The 19509-nt window shown below is 69.0% G+C and carries 18 protein-coding genes and 1 tRNA gene; 9 read left to right on the top strand and 10 right to left on the bottom strand.

Annotated features, from left to right (window positions below; translation table 11 throughout):
- The first annotated feature begins 98 nt into the window (after positions 1–98).
- The 3 genes from ACWGE0_RS40525 to ACWGE0_RS40515 all read left to right on the top strand — a co-directional run bounded on the left by ACWGE0_RS40525 (position 99) and on the right by ACWGE0_RS40515 (position 3377).
- Positions 99–1739 carry a bifunctional 3'-5' exonuclease/DNA polymerase gene (locus tag ACWGE0_RS40525; RefSeq protein ID WP_452266202.1) on the top strand — a complete coding sequence of 547 codons (1641 nt, stop codon included), beginning with the start codon at positions 99–101 and terminating at the stop codon, positions 1737–1739.
- 124 nt (positions 1740–1863) lie between these two features.
- Entirely contained in the window at positions 1864–3249 is a 1386-nt protein-coding gene (locus tag ACWGE0_RS40520; protein WP_452266184.1) for a carbohydrate-binding protein, read from the top strand.
- A gap of 53 nt (positions 3250–3302) precedes the next feature.
- Positions 3303–3377 (top strand) — tRNA-Val (locus ACWGE0_RS40515).
- Between the two features lie 49 nt (positions 3378–3426).
- Here ACWGE0_RS40515 and ACWGE0_RS40510 read toward each other — a convergent pair.
- Positions 3427–3663: a hypothetical protein gene (locus ACWGE0_RS40510; protein ID WP_452266183.1), complete on the bottom strand. Its 237-nt coding sequence runs from the start codon at positions 3661–3663 to the stop codon at positions 3427–3429.
- 52 nt (positions 3664–3715) lie between these two features.
- Entirely contained in the window at positions 3716–4882 is a 1167-nt protein-coding gene (locus ACWGE0_RS40505; RefSeq protein ID WP_452266182.1) for an alginate lyase family protein, read from the bottom strand.
- Between the two features lie 121 nt (positions 4883–5003).
- Between ACWGE0_RS40505 and ACWGE0_RS40500 the strand changes: the two genes are divergently transcribed.
- A complete protein-coding gene (locus ACWGE0_RS40500; RefSeq protein WP_452266181.1) occupies positions 5004–5645 on the top strand; it encodes a DUF6597 domain-containing transcriptional factor in 642 nt (213 codons plus the stop codon).
- Here the strand turns inward: ACWGE0_RS40500 and ACWGE0_RS40495 are convergent.
- Positions 5627–6454, bottom strand: coding sequence for a hypothetical protein (locus ACWGE0_RS40495; RefSeq protein WP_452266180.1), 828 nt, complete (start codon positions 6452–6454; stop codon positions 5627–5629). The two genes, ACWGE0_RS40500 and ACWGE0_RS40495, sit on opposite strands and share 19 nt — an antisense overlap.
- 149 nt (positions 6455–6603) lie before the next feature.
- On the opposite strand from ACWGE0_RS40495, the gene ACWGE0_RS40490 reads away from it, so the two are divergent.
- From ACWGE0_RS40490 to ACWGE0_RS40475, 4 genes are read left to right on the top strand one after another with little or no spacing between them, the layout of a single operon-like run.
- The gene (locus tag ACWGE0_RS40490; protein WP_452266179.1) at positions 6604–7005 is read left to right on the top strand and encodes a hypothetical protein; all 402 of its coding nucleotides are present in this window, start codon (positions 6604–6606) and stop codon (positions 7003–7005) included.
- 16 nt (positions 7006–7021) lie between these two features.
- Positions 7022–7594: a DUF3558 family protein gene (locus ACWGE0_RS40485; RefSeq protein ID WP_452266178.1), complete on the top strand. Its 573-nt coding sequence runs from the start codon at positions 7022–7024 to the stop codon at positions 7592–7594.
- Between the two features lie 5 nt (positions 7595–7599).
- Positions 7600–8910 carry a PPE domain-containing protein gene (locus ACWGE0_RS40480; RefSeq protein WP_452266177.1) on the top strand — a complete coding sequence of 437 codons (1311 nt, stop codon included), beginning with the start codon at positions 7600–7602 and terminating at the stop codon, positions 8908–8910.
- A gap of 8 nt (positions 8911–8918) precedes the next feature.
- Positions 8919–9698 (top strand): ESX secretion-associated protein EspG, encoded by a 780-nt coding sequence (locus ACWGE0_RS40475; protein WP_452266176.1) that lies wholly within the window; start codon positions 8919–8921, stop codon positions 9696–9698.
- Positions 9699–9761: 63 nt separating this feature from the next.
- Here ACWGE0_RS40475 and ACWGE0_RS40470 read toward each other — a convergent pair whose 3' ends face one another.
- From ACWGE0_RS40470 to rox, 6 genes are all read right to left on the bottom strand, one after another.
- Entirely contained in the window at positions 9762–10922 is a 1161-nt protein-coding gene (locus ACWGE0_RS40470; protein WP_452266175.1) for a lactate 2-monooxygenase, read from the bottom strand.
- A 13-nt stretch (positions 10923–10935) separates the two neighbouring features.
- The gene (locus tag ACWGE0_RS40465) at positions 10936–11307 is read right to left on the bottom strand and encodes a VOC family protein (protein ID WP_452266174.1); all 372 of its coding nucleotides are present in this window, start codon (positions 11305–11307) and stop codon (positions 10936–10938) included.
- 10 nt (positions 11308–11317) lie between these two features.
- Positions 11318–13471 (bottom strand): protein translocase subunit SecD, encoded by a 2154-nt coding sequence (secD, locus tag ACWGE0_RS40460; protein WP_452266173.1) that lies wholly within the window; start codon positions 13469–13471, stop codon positions 11318–11320.
- A gap of 49 nt (positions 13472–13520) precedes the next feature.
- Positions 13521–13847 carry a hypothetical protein gene (locus ACWGE0_RS40455; protein WP_452266172.1) on the bottom strand — a complete coding sequence of 109 codons (327 nt, stop codon included), beginning with the start codon at positions 13845–13847 and terminating at the stop codon, positions 13521–13523.
- Positions 13847–14797, bottom strand: a complete 951-nt coding sequence (locus ACWGE0_RS40450) for a tetratricopeptide repeat protein (RefSeq protein ID WP_452266171.1) — start codon at positions 14795–14797, stop codon at positions 13847–13849. The genes ACWGE0_RS40455 and ACWGE0_RS40450 overlap by 1 nt, the downstream gene beginning before the upstream one ends.
- 120 nt (positions 14798–14917) lie before the next feature.
- Positions 14918–16348 (bottom strand): rifampin monooxygenase, encoded by a 1431-nt coding sequence (rox, locus tag ACWGE0_RS40445; RefSeq protein WP_452266170.1) that lies wholly within the window; start codon positions 16346–16348, stop codon positions 14918–14920.
- Positions 16349–16499: 151 nt separating this feature from the next.
- Here rox and ACWGE0_RS40440 point away from each other — a divergent pair, with 151 nt between their 5' ends.
- Positions 16500–17633: an MFS transporter gene (locus ACWGE0_RS40440; protein WP_452266169.1), complete on the top strand. Its 1134-nt coding sequence runs from the start codon at positions 16500–16502 to the stop codon at positions 17631–17633.
- On the opposite strand, the gene ACWGE0_RS40435 is transcribed toward ACWGE0_RS40440, so the two are convergent.
- Positions 17634–19499 carry a glycoside hydrolase family 97 catalytic domain-containing protein gene (locus ACWGE0_RS40435; RefSeq protein ID WP_452266168.1) on the bottom strand — a complete coding sequence of 622 codons (1866 nt, stop codon included), beginning with the start codon at positions 19497–19499 and terminating at the stop codon, positions 17634–17636.
- Between the last annotated feature and the right edge of the window lie 10 nt (positions 19500–19509).

Here is a 19509-nt window from a genome sequence, read left to right as displayed (position 1 = left end):
AGTTGACGACCGGTTCCCTGTCCGGTAAACGTTTGCAGCCTGCCCGGTTTCAGTCCGCACTGAAATTGTCGGACCGTCGCGGCACAATCTGAGGCGTGCTGGTCGCCCTCGTCCTCGAAGCGGACGGCGCGGGCCGGTGGCAGAAGCTGCACGACGACGGGACGCCCGCTGGTCCCGCGATGGCGGCCTCTTCCGTCGCCTCCGCCGTCGCGTCGCTGGAGCGCGCCCACAAGCCGCGGTGGCTGTGGGCGGACACGGCGGAGACCTACCCGTCGTTGCTGGCCGCGGGCGTGCGGGTCGACCGGTGCTGGGACGTGCACCTGACCGAGGCGTTGCTGCTCGGCGCTGCCGGGCGGCATCGCGAACCGCGCGAGTTGCCGGCGGCGTTGGCGCGCGAACTGCGACTGCCCGCGCCTCCCGATCTGGGTCATCGCAAGAAAGATGTCGAGCTGACGTTGTTCGAACCGGAACCGGTGCTGTTGCCGGGCGGCACCGACGCGCTGGCCGCGTTGTCGCTGGTTTTCCGGGCACAGCAACGGAATCCGGCGCTGGGGCTGCTGATCGCGGCGGAATCCGCGTCCGCGTTGGTGGCGGCGGAGATGACGCATCACGGGTTGCCGTGGCGCGCGGACGTGCACAACGAGATTCTCGAGGAGGTGCTCGGGCCGCGGACCGCACCTGGTGTGCGGCCGAAGGTGTTGCAGGCGTTGGCGGATCAGATCCGGGAGGCGTTCGGCGGCCGCGAGGTGAACCCGGACGCGCCCGCGAGCATCGTGCGGGCGTTCGCGCGGGAGGGCATCGACGTGCCGTCGGCGCGGCGATGGGTGCTGAAGAAGATCGACCATCCTGCCGTGGAACCGTTGCTGGACTACAAAGAGCGCGCACGGTTGTGGGTGGCGCACGGCTGGACGTGGCTCGACGCGTGGGTGCGGGACGGGCGGTTCCGGCCCGATTACGTCGTCGGTGGTGTGGTTTCCGGGCGTTGGGCGTCGCGGGGTGGCGCGGCGCTGCAGATTCCCCGGATGATGAGGAAAGCCGTTCTCGCGGACGACGGCTGGTGTCTGGTGGCGGCCGACGCCTCGCAGCTCGAACCGCGGATTCTGGCCGCGCTGTCAGGGGATCAGCGGCTGATCGAGGTGTGCACGGACGACGATCTGTACTCCGCGCTGGCAGAGGACTCGTTCTCCGGCGAGCGGCCGCGGGCGAAGATCGCGATGCTGTCGGCCATGTACGGCGGCACCTCCGGTGAGGCCGGACCGCTGCTTGCCGTGCTGCGCAAGAGGTTTCCCGAGGCCGTCGGGTACGTGGAGGCCGCGGCGCTGGCCGGTGAGCAGGGCCGGATGGTGCGCACCCGGCTCGGCCGCACCTCCCCCTCGCCCTCGGAGGCGTGGCGCGAGCTGACCGGCGGTGCCGACGACTCGGGTGAGGTGTCGAGCTCGTCGCGGCAGGCGGCGCGGAACTGGGGCCGGTTCACCCGCAACTTCGTGGTGCAGGGCAGCGCGGCGGACTGGACGGCGGCGTTGCTCGGCGTGCTGCGCAATCGTTTGCCCGCCGACGCGCACCTGGTGTTCTTCCAGCACGACGAGGTGCTCGTGCACTGCCCCCGTGCGGACGCGGACGCCGTGATCGAGGCGATCGCGGACGCCGGACGTGAGGCGACGCGATTGCTGTTCGGTGCGACGGCCGTGCGTTTTCCGATGAACGCTGTACCTGTGACCTGCTACGCGGATGCGAAATAAGTCCAAACGAGACGCAGTGCTACCTGCACCGTTCGACGTCGTTACTCCGATTGGCCGCTTGTTCGCGAGCCGTGAGAGCGCTCTCATAAATGGACTGCACCCGTGACAAGGAGGTCACTCGCGCATGAGGCAACGCCGCCGCGTTCTCGCGGCCACCACAGCTCTTGTTGCCGCGGTACCCCTGGCGATCGCCGCCATGTCCGCCAACGCTTCGATCCCACCCCCTGCGGCGGGATGGACGCAGGTGTGGGGTGACGACTTCAACGGTTCGAACGGATCGCTGCCGTCCAGCTCCAACTGGATCTTCGACCTCGGTCACGCCTACCCCGGCGGCCCTGCCAACTGGGGTACGGGCGAGATCCAGAACTACACGAACAGCACGCAGAACATCAAACTCGACGGCGCCGGCAACCTGCGCATCACCGCGTTGAAGGACGGCGCGGGCAACTGGACGTCGTCGCGCATCGAGACCCAGCGCTCGAACTTCAAACCGGCGCCGGGCGGCAAGCTCGCCATCGAGGGCCGCATCCAGATGCCGAACGTCACCGGACAGGCGGCGCTGGGCTACTGGCCCGCGTTCTGGGCGCTCGGCTCGCCGTTCCGCGGCAACTACTGGAACTGGCCGGGCATCGGCGAGTTCGACATCATGGAGAACGTCAACGGCATCAACTCCGTGTGGGGCGTGCTGCACTGCGACGTCGCTCCCGGCGGTGCCTGCGGCGAGTTCACCGGCATCGGCAACTCGCGGGCGTGCCCCGGCGCGTCCTGCCAGTCCGCGTTCCACACGTACCGCTTCGAGTGGGACGACGCCGCGAAGACGTTCACCTGGTTCGTCGACGGCCAGTCGTACCACCAGGTCACCCAGGCTCGCGTCGGTACGAACGTCTGGAACCAGATGACGTCGCACGCGGGGTACTTCGTCCTGCTCAACCTCGCGATGGGCGGCGCGTTCCCGAACGCGCTGAACAACAACCAGCCGACCCCTGTCGCGGCCACCCAGTCCGGGCACTCGATGGTCGTGGACTACGTGGCCGTCTACTCGGCTGGCGGTGGTCCCACCACTCCCCCGACCACCACGACGACGACCACGAACCCGCCCGGTGGTGGTGGGTCGGCGTACAGCGAGATGCAGGCCGAAAGCGCGGCCGAGCGTTCAGGCGGTTCGGTGGCACCGGGTGACGGCGGCTCGGGCGTGCACCAGATCGCGAACGGCGGTTACCTGAAGTTCTCCGGCGTCGACTTCGGCTCCGGCCCGGCCCGGCAGTTCTACGCCCGCGTGGCGTCGGGTGCCGGCGGCGGGGTGAGCGGGCTGGTCGAGGTGCGGATCGGATCGCGGACAGCGGCTCCGGTCGGTTCGTTCGCGGTCGGCAACACGGGTGGATGGGACGCGTGGAGAACCGTTCCCGCCAACATCTCCAATGTCAGCGGGGTGCACGACGTGTACGTGACGTTCACGTCGGGTCAGCCCGCGCCGTACGTCAGCGTGAACTGGGTGAAGTTCGGAACCTGACCCAGGTGCGCGCCCAGGTGGATTCGTCCGCTAGAATGTCATCCGCACGACACGGATGATTAGCTCAGCGGGAGAGCACTACCTTGACACGGTAGGGGTCACTGGTTCAATCCCAGTATCGTCCACCAGCACGCGGAAGCCCTGCTCCTCAGCACGAGGAGCAGGGCTTCCGTCGTTTCACCTGGGGAGCAGGTAGAGCCAGTACTTCTTGCCGGCCGGGCTGGAAGCGTGCGGCCCGGTGCAGTCCCAGCGAACCGTCTTGCCGGACGCGTAGTACTGGAAACCCGCCGTCTCACAGGCGGACTTCGTCGGGTGCTTCTCATAGGGCTCCTGCGCGGACGCCGTGCCCGCGCCGGCGAGGATCACGCCCAACGCCATCGAAGCAGCAGCGGCCGTGGTCAGGATTCGTTGCATTGACATTCCTCCCAGTCGATGTCGTTGATCATCCTGCCACGAAGGTGTGGATCTATGCCGGGTTGTCACCGTGGGTGAGCGTCTCCCAGGACACGAACAGGTTGTTGGTGCCGTGCGGACGGCGTTGGGTCGTCCACGTCTCGGTGTTGGGCATGGGGTTGCCGAGCCTGTTGTGCAGGGCGTTGTAGCCGACCTCGGTGATCGGTCCCAGGCCGCGCTTGACCGTTCCGCCGCACAGCCAGGACGGCGGCCCGGTCAGCTCGTAGGTCGTCTGGAAGCCCAGCGCCTCACGCAGTCGCGTGCCCACCTCCGGGTAGAGGTCGACGCCCTGGATCCGTGACGTCTCGGCCACGTGCGAGATCGCGGACAGGCCGTATCCCGTGTGGACGAAGTCGCGGCAGGTCTCCTGGGTGAGGCCGTTCACGAACGTCGACTGGTTGTGCCAGAAGCCGATGATCTTCTCGCGGGTGTTGAGGTTGTTGCTGGGCACGGTCTTCGGCAGCGAGCCGTCGGAGGTGAGGTAGATGAACGCGGGAACCCTCGCCCGGTACAGCGAAACACCGCGGTCGTAGATGGCCTTGTCGTCCAGGAACACCCCGATGCCGACGATCGCCTCGGTGATGCTGAGCTCCCAGTTGCCCGTGCGGGGATCGCTGCCCTGGATCTCGCTGTAGTAGACGTTGCGCAGCATCGTGCCGAACCTGCCTGAGTTGGGCCAGGTTCCGTACACGTGCTTGATGATCTCCGCGGCGCGTGGCCAGGTCGACGCCGACCACGCGGTCTGGAGGTGGGCGTTGTCGCTGGTGTGGTCGCGGATCGTGGCGGACCACGCGTCCATGATCTGGATGGACTTGGTGGCGTGCCTGGCATCGCGCGTGACGTACCAGGCCAGCGCGTGGGTGTACGCGGCGATGGCGTCTTCACGTTCGTCCGTACAACCGTTGTTGGGCTTGGATCCCGGACCGCAATCGACGACCGCGCGGGGGTGCGGGGTGTACGACAGGGACGCGTACCGGGAGCCCATCATCGAGTCGTACGCGCGTTTCTGCGGCTGGGTGCCGGCGTTGACGCGGGTGCGCATGACGTCGAGCTGACCTTTGCTGACGAGCACGCCGGGATGCGTGAACGTCGGCGGTGCGGCGCTCGCGGCAGGGGTGGTGAACGTCGCCGCGATCAGTGCCGCCGCGATCAAGGCTTTGTGCAGGGGTTTGCCTCGCATGAAGTTGTCCTTTGCTGTGGGCATCTCCTATGTGGTGTGGCGACGGGTGTTTTGTTCGTGCGTACCACTAGCGGGAATGATCTGGTGACCGGTTTTCGTGCCGGTCTGGGACAATGGACCCGTGTACGCCGAACGTCCTGCTCCCGCGGGCCTGGCTTGCCTCTGGACGCGCACGGTCTCGTCCTCGACCGTGCAGCGCGTGGTGCCGGACGGGTGCACCGATCTGATGTGGTCGCCCGCGACCGGTTCGCTGTTCGTCGCAGGGCCGGACACGCAGGCTCAGCTGGCGGTGATGGCGCCGGGGACGTTGTACGGCGTGCGGTTGCCGCCGGGGGCGTTTCCGTCGGTGTTCGGGGTGCCCGCGCATGCCGTCCGGGACCAGCGGGTGGCGTTGTCCGAGCTGGTGCCGTCGGCTCGGCTTTCATCGTTCTCGGACATGGTGTCGTTCTGCGCTTCGCGGGTGGTCGTCGATCCGGCTCTGGCGGCGACGGCTTCGCTGCTGCGGTCGTCCGACGTGGGTTCGGCGGCGTGGGAGATCGGGCTGAGCGCTCGTCAGCTGCGGCGCCGGTGCCTGGACGCGTTCGGGTATCCGCCCAAGGTGCTGCAGCGGGTGTTGCGGTTCGATTCGGCTGTGCGCCTGGCGTGGGACGGTCTGCCGTTCGCCTCAGTTGCCGTGGAAGCCGGCTACGCGGACCAGGCGCACCTGGCCCGCGAGGTCCGTGCGCTGGCCGGCGTGCCGTTGGGTCAGCTGATCCGGCCGTAGCGCCGCAGCGTCAGCAGCGCGTCGATCGTGGCGATCGAGCGCCATTCGAAGTGGGTGATCGGCGTGAAGGCGGGGAAGCCGAAGTTCCAGCCGCCGTCTTCCTGCTGGCCGTTCTCCAGTTCGTCGAGATCCTTGCTGAATTCCTCGTCGGTGAACCAGTTCCTGGCGAGGCTGGTGGGTTTCTGCGCGTACTGGTGCAGCTCCAGTCGTTCGCCGTCCGCATACCCCTCGGTGCTCGGCTTGAGGTGCTTGAGCTTTTCGGCGGCCAGTTCCGCGCGGGACCGGTCGGGCACCTCGTCCAGGAACATCGCCACCGCCCGCAGCTCGTACGGATGGGTCTGCTCCAGCTTCTCGATCTCCTGCCAGCTGTAGTCGGTGGCCTTGTCGAGCCACGGGTGCGTGATCTGAAGGGCGTGCAGCGCGGCGGCGATCTGGGCCGTCAGTAGCAGTCCGCCCTGGTCGTCGGCGGCGACCCACGGCGCCTTCGGGTGGTCCTTCGAGGTGGACATGCCGAACGGGACGCTCCCGTCGGGACAGGTGTTCTCGAGCCACGTCAGGATCGATTCGGCATGTTCGGGGGCGTTGACCTCGCCGAACAGCTGGAGAGCGCGCAAGGCGTGCAACGGCTGGCTGGTGGGACCGCGGTGGTCTGGCTCGAGGGCGTACCCGTAACCACCGTCGTCGTTGCGGTAGGCCAGCACGGCCTGGACGACGGCTTTTGCCTCACCGCCGTCGAAGGCGTGCTCGAACCAGCGTTGTTCCAGCGTGCGGGCGTTGTGCCAGATGAAGTTCCTCGCTCGTTCGATCATGCCCTCGAACGTAGGCCGTCGGTCCGTCCGGGTCTTGAACGAAACGGCCATGTGACCTGGTCGGCGTCACTCGTTCACCCACGCATGGAACCGGTCTTATGCGAATATCCTCTAACAGGGGTGTGGAGTTCTGAGGGGAGCTGGCTGAGATGCTGATGTTCGACGCACTCGTGCCGATCAAGACCGGCGCGGCGGCTGGCGCTGCGGCCGGCGCGGCGTTGGGCGCGGCCGGTAGCGGGGTGACGCGGTTCGCCGTCGAGCCGAGTCAGGCGCAGAAGATGATCGACGGCCTGAAGGCCGCTGTCGAGCACCTGAACGAACTCAAGAACGCAGCCGCGAACCTCAAGCAGTCAGGTTCACCCGGACCCGATCCCTACAGCGGCTTGGCCACCCTTGCGATGCGCAAAGCGGCAGGTGAAGACCCCGGTGGCTACATCTGGGCCAACGACGCCGCACGGAAAGCGCTCGAGCAGACGATCTCGAACATCGAGAAGGCTCTGGCTGAATACCGGGGCACCGACGAGGCGGCGCAGACCGCACTGAAGGGCTGACACGACCTTGAAGCGCATGACCGCCCTGTTGACCGCCGTGATCGCCGTCGGTGTCCTCGCCGGATGCTCGGAGAAGACCGGCGGAAACGCCAACACGACGGCTCCAGGCACCGGAGACCAGACGAGCAGCTCGCCCACGAGCAGCGACTCGTCCTCTGGACTCAGCATCGCCAAGTTCGTCGACAAGCCGTGCGACGTTGTCACAGCTGCTCAGCTGGCCAAGCTCGGAAGCGTCCGTGCGCCGGAGACCACCAGCACCCCGATCGGCCAGCAGTGCGCCTGGAAGGGGCAGGACGTCATCAAGAACTCCACTTACAGGGTCGCCGTGACGGCTGACAAGCCGGTGGACGAGATGGTGGCCAACGTCAAGGACAGCGGGGTCTTCACGGACCACAAGGTCGACGGCATTCGTTTCATCACGTACGACGCCACTGATGCGTCCATCGACTGCCGCACGATCATCCAGGTGTCCGACACCGACTCGGTCACCTCCTCGGTGAGCGTCGCCTCCGCGGAGCGGGCGACCAAGAAGCCCTGCACCGCGTCAGAGGAATTCGCGAAGCTCGTCGTCGAGACATTGAAGGGGTAGCAGACATGGCTGGGGATGAGCCGAACATCGGCGGGTTCTTGATGCTGCCCTTCGCGGGCGGCGAAACGATCTACAAGTGGTTCGAGAAGGGCAAGGGCCCGAGCCAGAGCACGACACCGACCGCGGAGGGCTGGCGTGGCCTGTCGGACGGCCACACCGACGTCGCCACGCTGATCAACAAGGCCGTGCGCGACTCCGGCGCGGCGTGGGAAGGCCAGGCGGGCGACGCCGCTCGCAGCGGCACCTCACCGCTCGCTACCTGGGCGGACGTGACGGGTGAGTCCGCGACCTCGGCGGCCACGACGTCCGACCAAGTGGGCGAGGCGTTCGTCAACGCCAAGCACGCGATGTCGAACCCTCCGTCGGTTCCGGACAAGCCGTTCCTCAACGACCTCGCGTTCTGGGAGACCGACTACGACGAGGCCGTCGAGAAGAACCAGCAGGTCAGCGAAGCGAACATGCGGGCGTTCACCCAGTACGGCGAGACCGTCACGGCGAGCGCGAACAACATGCCGACGTTCATCGCGCCGGACGGCGGCCACGTCACCATCGAGGAGAACGGCGGGGACCCGCCCATCGGCCCCGTCAAGCCGCTTCCGCACAAGCCCGGCGGCGGCGACCCGCCCGGCGGTGACGGTGACGGTGACCAGCGCAATCTCACCGGCGGTGACGACGACACCAGCGTGTCCGGGTGGAAGCCGCCCGGCGACGACACCAACACGTCCGGCGTCAACGACCCGAAGTTCCCGCCGAGCCCGCCGCCGCCTCCCAACGACGACTGGCGCAACCGGCCACCGCCCGGCGGTGACCCCAACATCCCGCCCGGCGGCCGTTGGAACCCCAACGACCCGAACGACCCCCGGAACCGTCCTGGCGGTCCCAACGACCCGCGCAACCGTCCCGGTGGTCCCAACGGACCCGGCGGTCGTGGGACCGGTGGGCCCGGCGGCGGTGGTGGCGGTGCCGGCGGCGGTCGTGGTGGCGGCGGCGGTGGCCTTGGTGGTGCCGCGGCAGCTCGTGGTGCCGGTGGCATCGGTGGTCCTGGTGCCATGGGCAGCGGTAGCGGCTTCGGTGGCGCGTCCGGTGTTGCCGGTGAGGGACGTGGTGGCGCTGGTGGCTTCGGGCCTACCGGTGGTGCCGCGGGTGCGGCCGGTCGCGGTGGCGCGGCGGGCATGGGTGCCGGCGGTATGGGTGCCGGTGCTGGCAAGGGCGAGGGGGACGAGGACAAGGAACACAAGTCCGCGTCCTACCTGCAGGAGACCGAGGACATCTTCGGCGACGGAACGATGGTGGCCCCGCCGGTCATCGGCGGGTAAGGGGAATCGTGCTGCGGAGCAGGGTCGCTATCCCTGTCACAGCGCTCTACCAGGCGTGGCAGGCCGCAGGTCTGCCATCAATGCACCGTGCGCTGCTCACCCAGATCGACTTCGACGAGGACCTCCTCGAATCGGGCGACCTGAGCGAGCTCGAACGGCTGCAGCGGTCGGCCTGGACGCAGCTCGAGCAGTACGGGCTCGCACGCGGCAACCAGGTCCACCCGGACCTGGCCAACGCGTTGCGGCTCGTGGTCGAGGCAGGCGTTGAGTACTGGGCGTTTTTCAGCCTGAAGGACGGCCCGCAGCAGAGCGCACTGGTCGTGACGAACGGCCAGGACGCGCTGCGGATCGTGCTGACGCCGGATCAGCAGTTCGTGCTCGAACCGGTGCGTCCGGACGAGGCACCGCAGGCACTGGTGGGCGCGCTGCCGCCGACGCCGGCGGGCAAGGGCAGCCCGATCACGCTGCCGGAGGACGCGCTGAAGCAGAAGCGGCAGCCGTCGTACGAGGACACCGGCTCGTTCATGCAGCAGAGCCGGCCGACCAGCACGCCGAACGACCAGCTGGTCGCGCAGCTCAGGGAGATCATGGGCCAGCCGCGCACCGGCGGCGGCCAGGTCTACTCGGCCAAGCGCGATCACCTGGGGCGCAAGCAGCGTTGCGTCGCGCCGCTCACGTACATCGACACGCCGAGCGGGCGGTACCTCGCGGCCAAGAGCGAGGGCTGGCTGCGGGTGCAGCCGGCCGACTTCGGCACGCTGGCCCGCATGACGGCCACGATGCCGTAAGGACAGTCCTGGACACGTCGGCCGGGTCGCAGCTGCGACCCGGCCGAAGTCGTTTCTGCAGGCTCAGCCGAACCGCAGCGCGTCCGGGCCCAGGTCGGCAGGGCTGCGGTGACCCGACAGCCCGAGCGTGAGGTCGAAGTCCGCGAGCAGGCTGCGCAACACATGCCGCACGCCGACCTGACCGCCGTGCGCCAGCCCGTACGCGAACGGCCGGCCGACCATCACGGCCTTCGCGCCCAGTGCCAGTGCCTTCACGATGTCCGCGCCGGTCCGGATCCCGGAGTCGAACAGCACGTCGACCTGCTCCCCCACCGCCTCGACGATCGACGGCAACGCCTCCAGCGATCCCACCGCGCCGTCGACCTGACGCCCGCCGTGGTTGGACACGATGATTCCGTCCATTCCGAACTCGACGGCCTTGCGCGCGTCGTCCGCGTGCTGGATTCCTTTCAGGACGATCGGCCCGTCCCAGTGCTCGCGCAGGAACGCCAGCTGGTCCCACGACTTGTCGGTGCCGGTGAACAGCTGCACCCACCGCAGGATCGCCATCGGCAGATCCTCCTCGGGCGACTTCTGCAGCCCAGCGCGGAAAACCGGGTCGCTGAAAGGAATCGCCGTGCCCACGCCACGCAGGAACGGCAGGTAAGCCTGGTCCAGGTCGTGCGGCCGCCACGCCAGAGTCCACGTGTCGAGCGTGACGACCAACGCCGTGTACCCGGCCTTCTTCGCCCGCTCCAACAGCGAGGCGCACACATCCGGATCGTTCGGCCAGTACAGCTGGTACCAGCGCGGCCCGTCACCGGACGCCTCCGCGACCTCCTCGATGGTGTGCGAGGACGCCGTCGACAACACCATCGGCACCCCCAGCTCTGCCGCCGCCCGCGCGGTGGCCAGCTCGCCGTCCGGATGCAGAATCGACTGCACGCCAACAGGTGCGAGCATCACCGGCGCCGGCAACTCGGTACCCAGCACGGTGACCCCGAGGTGCCGCTCGGTCGCGTTGGTCAGCATCCGCGGCACGATCCGCACGCGCTCGAACGCGTCCCGGTTCGCCCGCACCGTGGCACCAGAGCCGGCACCTCCCGCCACGTACCAGAACGGCCCCGGCCCCAGCCTGTCGCGCGCGGACTGCTCCAGCGCGTTCGGATCGGTGGTGAACGGCGGCACCGCGCCGCCGAGCCCCTGCAGGTAAATCTCGTTCTGGTACGCGGCGAATGAGGTCATGCCGCCTAGCTTGCTACGAAGCGAGCTGTACGAGGAAGAACTCGTTGCCGAACGGGTCGCTGAACCAGGTGGCCCGATCACCCCACGGCATGGTCTCCGGCGCCGACTTGACCCGCACCCCCTTCTTCTCGAACAACGCCACGTCCCCGTCGATGTCGTCGGTGATCAGCGAGATGCCGCAGCCCATCGCGAACGACACGTTCGGCGTGTCGTTCAGCGACAGGGCGAAGGCGGTCTCGGCGCCGGGAGGAGCGACGGTCAGCCAGCGCATGCCCGCCTCGTTGCTGTCCTGCCGCTTCTCCCAGCCCAGCACGTCCACGTAGAACGACACCGCTTCGTCGAGCGAGCGGACGTTGATGGTGACCGAGTGCGCATGAGTAATCATGCGAAGGACGTTAGGCCCGCGCCCCCGCCGGGCGCTTCTTCGAAACTGCTCGGCGTGGCCAGCGGGACTCCAGCCAGAGCGCTACCGGGGCGGCGGTGACCACTGTGGACGCGGTGCCGGCGATCAGGCCGATCAGCAACGCCGTCGCGAAGTCGGCCAGCGAGCCGTCGCCCAGGACCAGCAGTGCCGCCAACACGAAGAGCACGCCGATGCCGGTGTTCACGGTGCGCGGCACGGTTTGCACGACCGCGTCGGAGACCACGTCCGGATAGGGCGCCTTCAGGCGGGAGCCGCGCAGCTCGCGCAGGCGGTCGAACACGACGACCGAGTCGTTGACCGAGTAGCCGATCACGGTCAGCAGGGCTGCCAGGAACACGCCGTCGGCCGTCTTGCCCATCCACGCGAAGATGCCGATCAGCACCAGCACGTCGCTGAGCAGGGCGGCGACGGTGGCGAGGCCGAGGCGCCAGTCGAAGCGCACGGCCAGGTAGCCGAGCTGGGCGATCACGGCGATGGCCAGGCCGATCACGGCGTTGCGGCGCAGTTCGGACGACAGCGACGGGCCGATCAGCTCGTTGCTGGACTGGCGGGCGCCGCCGTCCACGGACGAGGACACGACCTCGCCGATGCGGGACGACTGGGCGTCGTCGATCGGGCCGGTGCGCAGTGAGACCTCGTTGCCGGAGGAGGACACGACCACGTCCGGGAAGCCCGCGTCGGACAGCGCGGTGCGCACCCGGCCCGGGTCGACGGAACCGCCCGCGGTGAAGTCGAGCATGCGGCCGCCGGTGAACTCGACGCCCAGGTTCAGGCCGCGCACGAACAGACCGGCGAACGCCACCAGCACCAGCACGCCGGCGCTGATCAGCCACCGGGACGGCCGCCGGTACAGCACGACGGACAGCCGTTGCCGGACCCAGCCGAGAGTGTGCAGGCCGCTCAGGCGAGGCCGCTTCGCCACGAACCGGGTGCCGAGCACCCACAGGACGAGCACGCGCGACAGCACCAAAGCGCTGAACATCGACGCCAGCACACCGATCGTCAAGGTGACGCCGAACCCGCGCACCGGCCCCGTGGCCAGCCAGAACAGCAGACCCGCTGCCAGCAAGGTGGTGACGTTCGAGTCAGCGATCGCGCTCAACGCCCCGCGGAAACCACCCTCCGCGGCACGGCGCAGGTTTGGTTTTCGGGCGTATTCCTCGCGGGCCCGTTCGAAGATCAGGACGTTCGCGTCGACCGCCATGCCGATCGCCAGCACGAAACCGGCCAGACCGGGCAGCGTCAGCGTCGCGCCGACCGCCAGCAGGCCCGCGTAGGCGACGCCCGCGTAGCCGACGAGAGCGACCACCGCCAGGAGACCGGCGAGCCGGTAGGCGACGATCAGGAACAACGAGGTCAGCGCGATGCCGATGATCGCGGCCTGCGCACTGGCCTCGATCGCGTCGGCACCCAGGGTCGCCCCGACGGTGCGCTGTTCGATCACCTCGACCGGCACGGGCAGGGCGCCGGAACGGATCACCAGGGCCAGTTCCTTGGCCTCCTCGGCGGCGAACCGGCCGGTGATCGTCGTCGCGCCGCCCGCCTGACCTGCGCCGCAGTTCGTGTCGAGACTGACCTCCGGCGACGAGATGGGCTTGCCGTCCAGGACGAACGCGATCTGGCGGCCCGGGGTGCCGGACGGTTCGCAGGCCGCCTCGCCGGTGACCTTCTGCCACTTCGCCGGGGCGTCGCCCTGGAACTGGATGTTGACCACGAAGCCAGCGCCCTGCTGATTGCGCACGGACTGCGCGTCGGAGATGCCTTCGCCGGTCATGACGGTCTGGCCGTTGCGCTGGACGACCAGCTGCGCGGTGCGGCCGAGGACCTTCACGGCCTCTTCCGGGTCCTGCACGCCGGGCAGTTCGACGACGATGCGGTTCTCGCCGGAGCGGGCGATCACCGGTTCGGCGACGCCGAGCGCGTCGACTCGGCGGCGCAGCACTTCGAGAGAACGGTCGGCGGCGTCGGAGTCGCCTTTGGCTTCGAGGACGATCTGGGTTCCGCCGCGCAGGTCGAGGCCCAGGCGGGGATCGGTGGTGAGCAACAGAAAAGCGGATGCGACGAGGACCCCGAGCGCTATGAGACCGCGCACGAGGAGACCCCGTCGCGCGTTGTCGCGCGACATGGGTGAGTGAGCCTTCCGGGACGGGAAAGTGGTTGCTGAGAAACGGGATTCAGCGACCGGAAGGCGGCGAGCGGTCCCGCTGCGGGGTCCAGCGGATGGCGTCGGGAGTGCGGTGCACGCGCTGGGCGAACGCGACGACGAACCGCGTCGGCAGCGTCGGCCTCGCGACCGGCGGCACGTCCATCGGCAGCTGGGCCTGGGGCACCTGGGCTGCCTGGAGGTTGTGCGGCTTGGGGGTGGTGACCGGCAGGTTCGCGAAGTCGTGGCCGTGCCGGATGACGGAACCGTCACCGAGCGCCGCTTCGGCGGGCGCGGCGACGATGAACAGCTGTCCGAGGAACAGCAGGAAGGCGAGCGCGACCGCGTTGCGACGCATCACCGCTTCCTGCCTCCCCCGACGTAGACGAGCGCTCCCCCCACGACAGCGCACAACCAGGAAAGCACAAGTGGCTGCATCGTGGTGGCCCCGAAGAGCAACGCGACGGTCCAGCCGGTCAGGATCAACGCGGAGGCGGCGAGCAGCGACACCGTCACCGCGAGCTTGCGCAGGCCGAACAGCAGCTTGAACGGGCGCAGCCGCAACGCCACGACCACGCAGCACAACACCAGCGCGCCGGTGAAGAAGCCCAGGTAGGGCGTCGGCCGCGGCATCCCGGCGACCAGCGCCAGCAGCCCGCCGCCGATCAGCAGCAACGAGAGCATCCGCAGCGCACGCCACACCTGCAGCTTGTTCAACTGCACCGGCGCGGGCTTGGCCGATCGGCGCCGCTGCACGGTCGCGAGGTTCGCCTTGGAGTCCGCGTCGGACGGGTCGAGCTTGATCGCCGCCCGGTACGCGTGCTCGGCGGTGCCCCAGTCCCGCATGCGCAGGGCCGCGTCGCCGAGCACCTGGAACGCCCGCGCCTCGGTGGGCGCGAGCTGGGAGGCGTGCAGCGCCGAGTCGAACGCCTCCACCGCGCCGTCCGGGGAGTCGGCGAGCACCTCGGCCAGCACCACGTAGCAACGCCAGTCGCCGGGCTTGCGGCGCACGGACTCGCGCGCCGCGACGGCGGCTTCCTGGTGCCGGCCGAGGTCGCTCAACGCCAGCGCGGCCAGCCGCTGCGGCCACGCGGGCTCGCCGTCGAGGATCATCGCGCGCTTGGCCGAGTCGAGCGCCTGGTCCGCCTCACCGAGGTCGAGGTGGGCAGCGGCGAGCCGGCACCACGCCTCGGCATGCCGAGGGTTCGCCGCCACCAGGGGCCGCAGCAGGTCGATCGCCTGCCGCGGTTTCCCCGAGGCGGTGAGCTCGGCGGCTCGAAGGAGCACCGCGGTCGTCGGCTCGGACACGCCGCACAGTGTGACAGCGCGCCCCCTGCCCCCGAACGGGTGACCTCAGCCCTGGGGTGTTGGAGCATCTGCAAGTACCGCCAACTCGCTGTTGGTGGTACTTGCAGATGCCCTCCGCGCTCAGCGAGCCGCGGCTCCGAACCAGCGAGCGAGCTCCCCTTCCAGGGCCTCCTGGTCCTCACCGATCCACGCCACGTGCCCGTCCGGACGCACCAGCAGCGCGGGCGCGTCCAGCTCCTCGCTCACGTCGACCAGGTGGTCGACCCGGTCCGACCAGCCGTCCACCGACAACTGGCCGGTCTGGTCGAGCAGGATCCCGCGGCCCGCGTGCATCTGGTCGTAGAGCCCGCCGCGCTTGAGCGCGAGGTCGCCGATCCGCTTGCCCACCAGTGCGTCGGAGGAGCCGAGGTCGTACCGGACCGCGACCGCGATGATCTTCTCGGTCAGGTACCTGTTGACCTCGTCGAACTGCACGAGCTCGGTGAGCAGCCGCCGCACCGACTGCGGGCCCGGCTCGACCTTCATCAGCTCGATCTGCGCGCGGGTGTTGTTCAGCACCTCCTCGGCCACCGGGTGCCGTTCGGCCTCGTAGGTGTCCAGCAACGACTCCGGGGCCCAGCCGTGGACAGCGGCGGCGAGCTTCCAGCCCAGGTTGAACGCGTCCTGCACGCCCAGGTTGAGGCCCTGGCCACCGGTCGGCGGGTGGATGTGCGCCGCGTCGCCCGCCAGGAACACGCGGCCGGACCGGTAGCGCTCGGCCTGGCGGGTGGCGTCGCCGAAGCGGGACATCCAGCGCGGGGTGTGCACGCCGAAGTCGGTGCCCGCGATCCGGACCAGCTGCTGCTTGAAGTCGTCGAGCGTGGGCATGACCTCGCGGTCCTCGTTCACGCCCTCCGCCGGCACGATGACGCGGTACGTCCCGACGCCGCCGATCGGGCCGATGCCGAACCGCTTCTGCGTCTTGCGGACCTCGAGCATCAACGGCATCGCCTCCTCCCACGGCATGTCGACCTCCATCTCGCCCAGCAGCGTCTCCACCCGCGTGGGCTCGCCGGGGAAGTCGATGCCGGCCAGCTTCCGCACGGTGCTGCGGCCGCCGTCGCAGCCGACCAGGTACTTCGCCCGCAGCGAGGTGCCGTCGGACAGTTCGACGGTCACGCCCTCGTCGTCCTGCGTGAAGGCGGTGACCGTGCAGCCGCGCCGGATCTCGGCACCGGCCTCGACGGCGTGCTCGGTGAGCAGGCGCTCGATGTTCGGCTGCGGGAGGCCGAGGACGACCGGGTACTTGGTGTCCAGCCGTTCGGGCGCGGACCTCTCGATGCCCGCGAAGAACCCGGCGAGCGGGTGGGTCGTGCCGGCTGTCAGAAACCGGTCGGCGATACCGCGTTGGTCCAGGGTCTCGATGCTGCGCGCGTGCAGGCCGAGTGCCCGGACGACCTTCGTCGGCTCCAGGTCCCTTTCCAGCAACACCACCCGCACACCGTGCAGTCGCAGCTCGCCAGCCAGCATCATGCCGGTCGGTCCGCCGCCGGCGATGATGACGTCGATCATGGAGTGTTCCCCATTTCCCCAGGTAGATCTCGTTGGCCGGGAAATGATGAAGCATGCCGGGGGTCTTGTGGCAAGGCCCCCGGTGCGCTATATGTTGAAGTGGGAGGAGAGCGGCGCTCTCCTCTTTCGTCGTATCTGGGGGTGCGACTTGGTGCGCTGGTACTTCGGCGGCCTTGTGCTGTCGTTCTTCGGGACGAGCGCGATGATGCTGGTCGCCGGGATCTGGATGAAGTCGCTGACCGGCAGCGACTCCCTCGCGACGCTCGCGGTCCTGTGCGTGTACGCGCCGGGTGTGCTGTCGCCGTGGATCGGCTGGTTCGCCGACTCCTACCGCAAGAAGCCGCTGCTGATCTGGACCGACGTCGCGATCGTCCCGGCGCTGGCGGTGCTGTTCCTCACCGACGAACCGTGGGTGATCTTCGCGGTCCTGCTGCTCTACGGCACGAAAGCCGTGCTGGTCAGCGCGGCGGAACCGGCGTTGCTCGTGGCGATGCTGCCGCGCGATCAGCTCGCCAGGTTCAACGGCCTGCGCATGTCGCTGCAGGAAGGCATGAAGCTCGTGGCGCCACTCGCGGGCGCCGCGCTGTTCGCGACGTACGGCGCGTGGCCGGTGGTGGCGATCGACGCGCTGTCGTTCCTGCTCGCCGCCGCGGCCACCAGCATGATCAAACTCGACGAACCGCCGCCCGCGCCCCGCGAGTCACCTAGCTGGCCTCACCTCAAGGCGCTCACCTGGCCGATCGCCGGCACCGCGACGGCGTTGTTCGCGAGTTCGCTCAACACCGCCGCCGCGTTCCAGCTCGTGGAGAAGGGCCTGCACCACGGACCGGAGCTGCTCGGCGTGCTGGCCGCCGCTCAGGGCGCCGGCTCGGTCCTCGCCGGCCTGACCGGGAAACGCGCCGACATCAGGGTCGGTCTCCTGCTCATGGCAGTGGCCGCGCTGGCCAGGACGATCGCGTGGCTGCCGACGGTGCTCGTCTCCGGGTTCCTGAACGGCGTCGGGCTCGCCTGGACCGTGGTCGCGATCGCCACGCTGGTCCAGCAGCGCACGCCGCCTGACGTGCTCGGACGGGTCAGCGCGACCGCGATGAGCCTGGTGTTCGGCGCCGTGCCGCTGGGACTGGCGGTGGGCGCCGTTCTCGTCGCGCACCTCAGCTTCGGGGCGATCTACGTGATCATCGCCGTGCTCACCGCGGCGGCCGCGATGTGGACACGCGGGGGCCGGACGCGCCGCTTCACTGCGCGCCGGACCCCCGCGTGGCGGGCGGCCGACCAGATGGAGTGATCAGCCGCAGGTGGTGGCGGTCGGCGGCGCCTGGCAGAGCCGGGCCGCGTATCCACCGTTGCGAGCCACGGGCACCGTCAGGGAGTCTCCCGCCGCGACACGTTTGGTGTCGAACGTGATCTTGCCCGCCGGGCTGTCGTGGTACAGCTCAACCAACCATGAACCGGAGCCGAGGAATCCCGTTCCGACCGAAAGGTCACGCGGATCACCCGCCACCCCGGCGCCGAGGAACCACGTCGAGCCGGATCGCCTGGCCAGTACCGCGAGCTTGCCCGGATCACCGGCCACGAGCCGAGTCTCGTCCCACGCGGCCGGAACCGCGCGCAGGAACTGCTCGGCCAGCGGATACGCGGCGTAGCTCGAGATCTTGTCCGCGAAGTGCTGGACACCGGACTCGTACAGCACGCCCAGCGCGAGCTCTGCCGCGTCCGAGTTCGGCCGCACCCCGGAGAACGTCGCCGGCGTGAAGTCCATCGGGCCGGTCAGGTTCCTGGTGAACGGCAGCGTCAGGTAGTGCTCGATCGGGAACGGCTCGCGGCCCGGACGCGGCTTCGTGCCCTCCGCACCCTTCACCGCCTCGACCGACAGCACGTGCGGCCAGGTGCGTTCGACGCCGCGCGGAATCGGCGCGCCGTGGAAGTTCAGCATCAACCGGTGCTTCGCGGCCGCCGCGTACACGGCGTCGTACCAGCGCATGCGGTCCTGACCGTCGGACTCCACGAAGTCGATCTTCAGCCCGGCCGCGCCCCACGAGCGGTACTGGGCGAAGAGCCGTTCGCGTTCGCTGTCGGTGTCGATGGTCTGCCACCGCACCCAGAGCCACGTCTCGACGCCGCGCGCCTTGGAGTACGTGATCAGCTCGGGGATCCAGTCGGCGCTCCAGCCGGAGTCGACGAGGTTGTACCGGTAGCCCTGCTTCGCCGCGTAGTCCGCGTATTGCTTCTGCAGAGCCAGGTTCCCCGTGCCGTCGCCCCACCACGACCAGACCGCGGTGCCGGGCCTGATCCACGAGGTGTCGGCGATCTTCGACGGCGATGCCAGTGACGTGATCAGCGAGCTCTCCACGACCTCGGCCAGCGACCCGACGCCCAGCACACGCCACGGCGTGGCCAGCGGACCAGCGGAGGTCTCGGCCGGATCAGGCAGCACGAGCCGATAGCGAGACCCGTCGTAGACGACCCGCGAACCGCCGTAGCGGCCGTCGAGATCGGATTCGGCGAGCAGCAGCCACGAGTCACCGACGTGGAACAGCGCCGGATAGCCGTACTCGACGCCCTTCTCGGCCGTGCGAACGTGCGCGGATTCGTAGTCACCGCGCCCGTTGTCGTACGGCAGCAGGAAATTGTCGGCGGAAGAGGGCACCGCGAACTCGGACGCCTCACCGAGCACCGTCGCCCACTTGTCCGACGGCAGCACGTACTTGTACGCCACGCCGTCCGCCGACGTGCGTACGACGACGTCCAGCCGTGCGGTCAAACGCTGGAGGTGGAACGTCGTCTCGGTACCGACGTAAGTGTGCTCGCGCTTCTTGCCCGACACGGTCGTGTACGAGTCCTGGACGAGCCGCGACGACGACCCGACGAACTTCAACCCCGAGGTCAGGTCGGCGTCAGCGGTGCGAATACCCAGCGCGGACGGCTCCAGCACCGTGGTGCCGCCGCGCCGGACCGAAAGGCTCAACCTCCCCTTGTCGAGCCGTACAAGTGCTTCTGGTGCAACGGATTGAGAGGCAGCTTGTCCTTCTCTTGGTGGCGCAGCAACGCGCCACTCTCCGGACTCCGCGACGGCGGGAGTCGTTCCGGCCAGCGCACCGGCGACGGTCGCACACACCGCCACCAGCACGACTGATCTGTTGCGAAAACCCATGCTTGTCACT

This window comes from Lentzea sp. NPDC054927 (genome assembly GCF_053610285.1).
The sequence above is the reverse complement of the archived record's forward strand: the minus strand, read 5'-3'. Positions and strand labels throughout refer to the sequence as shown.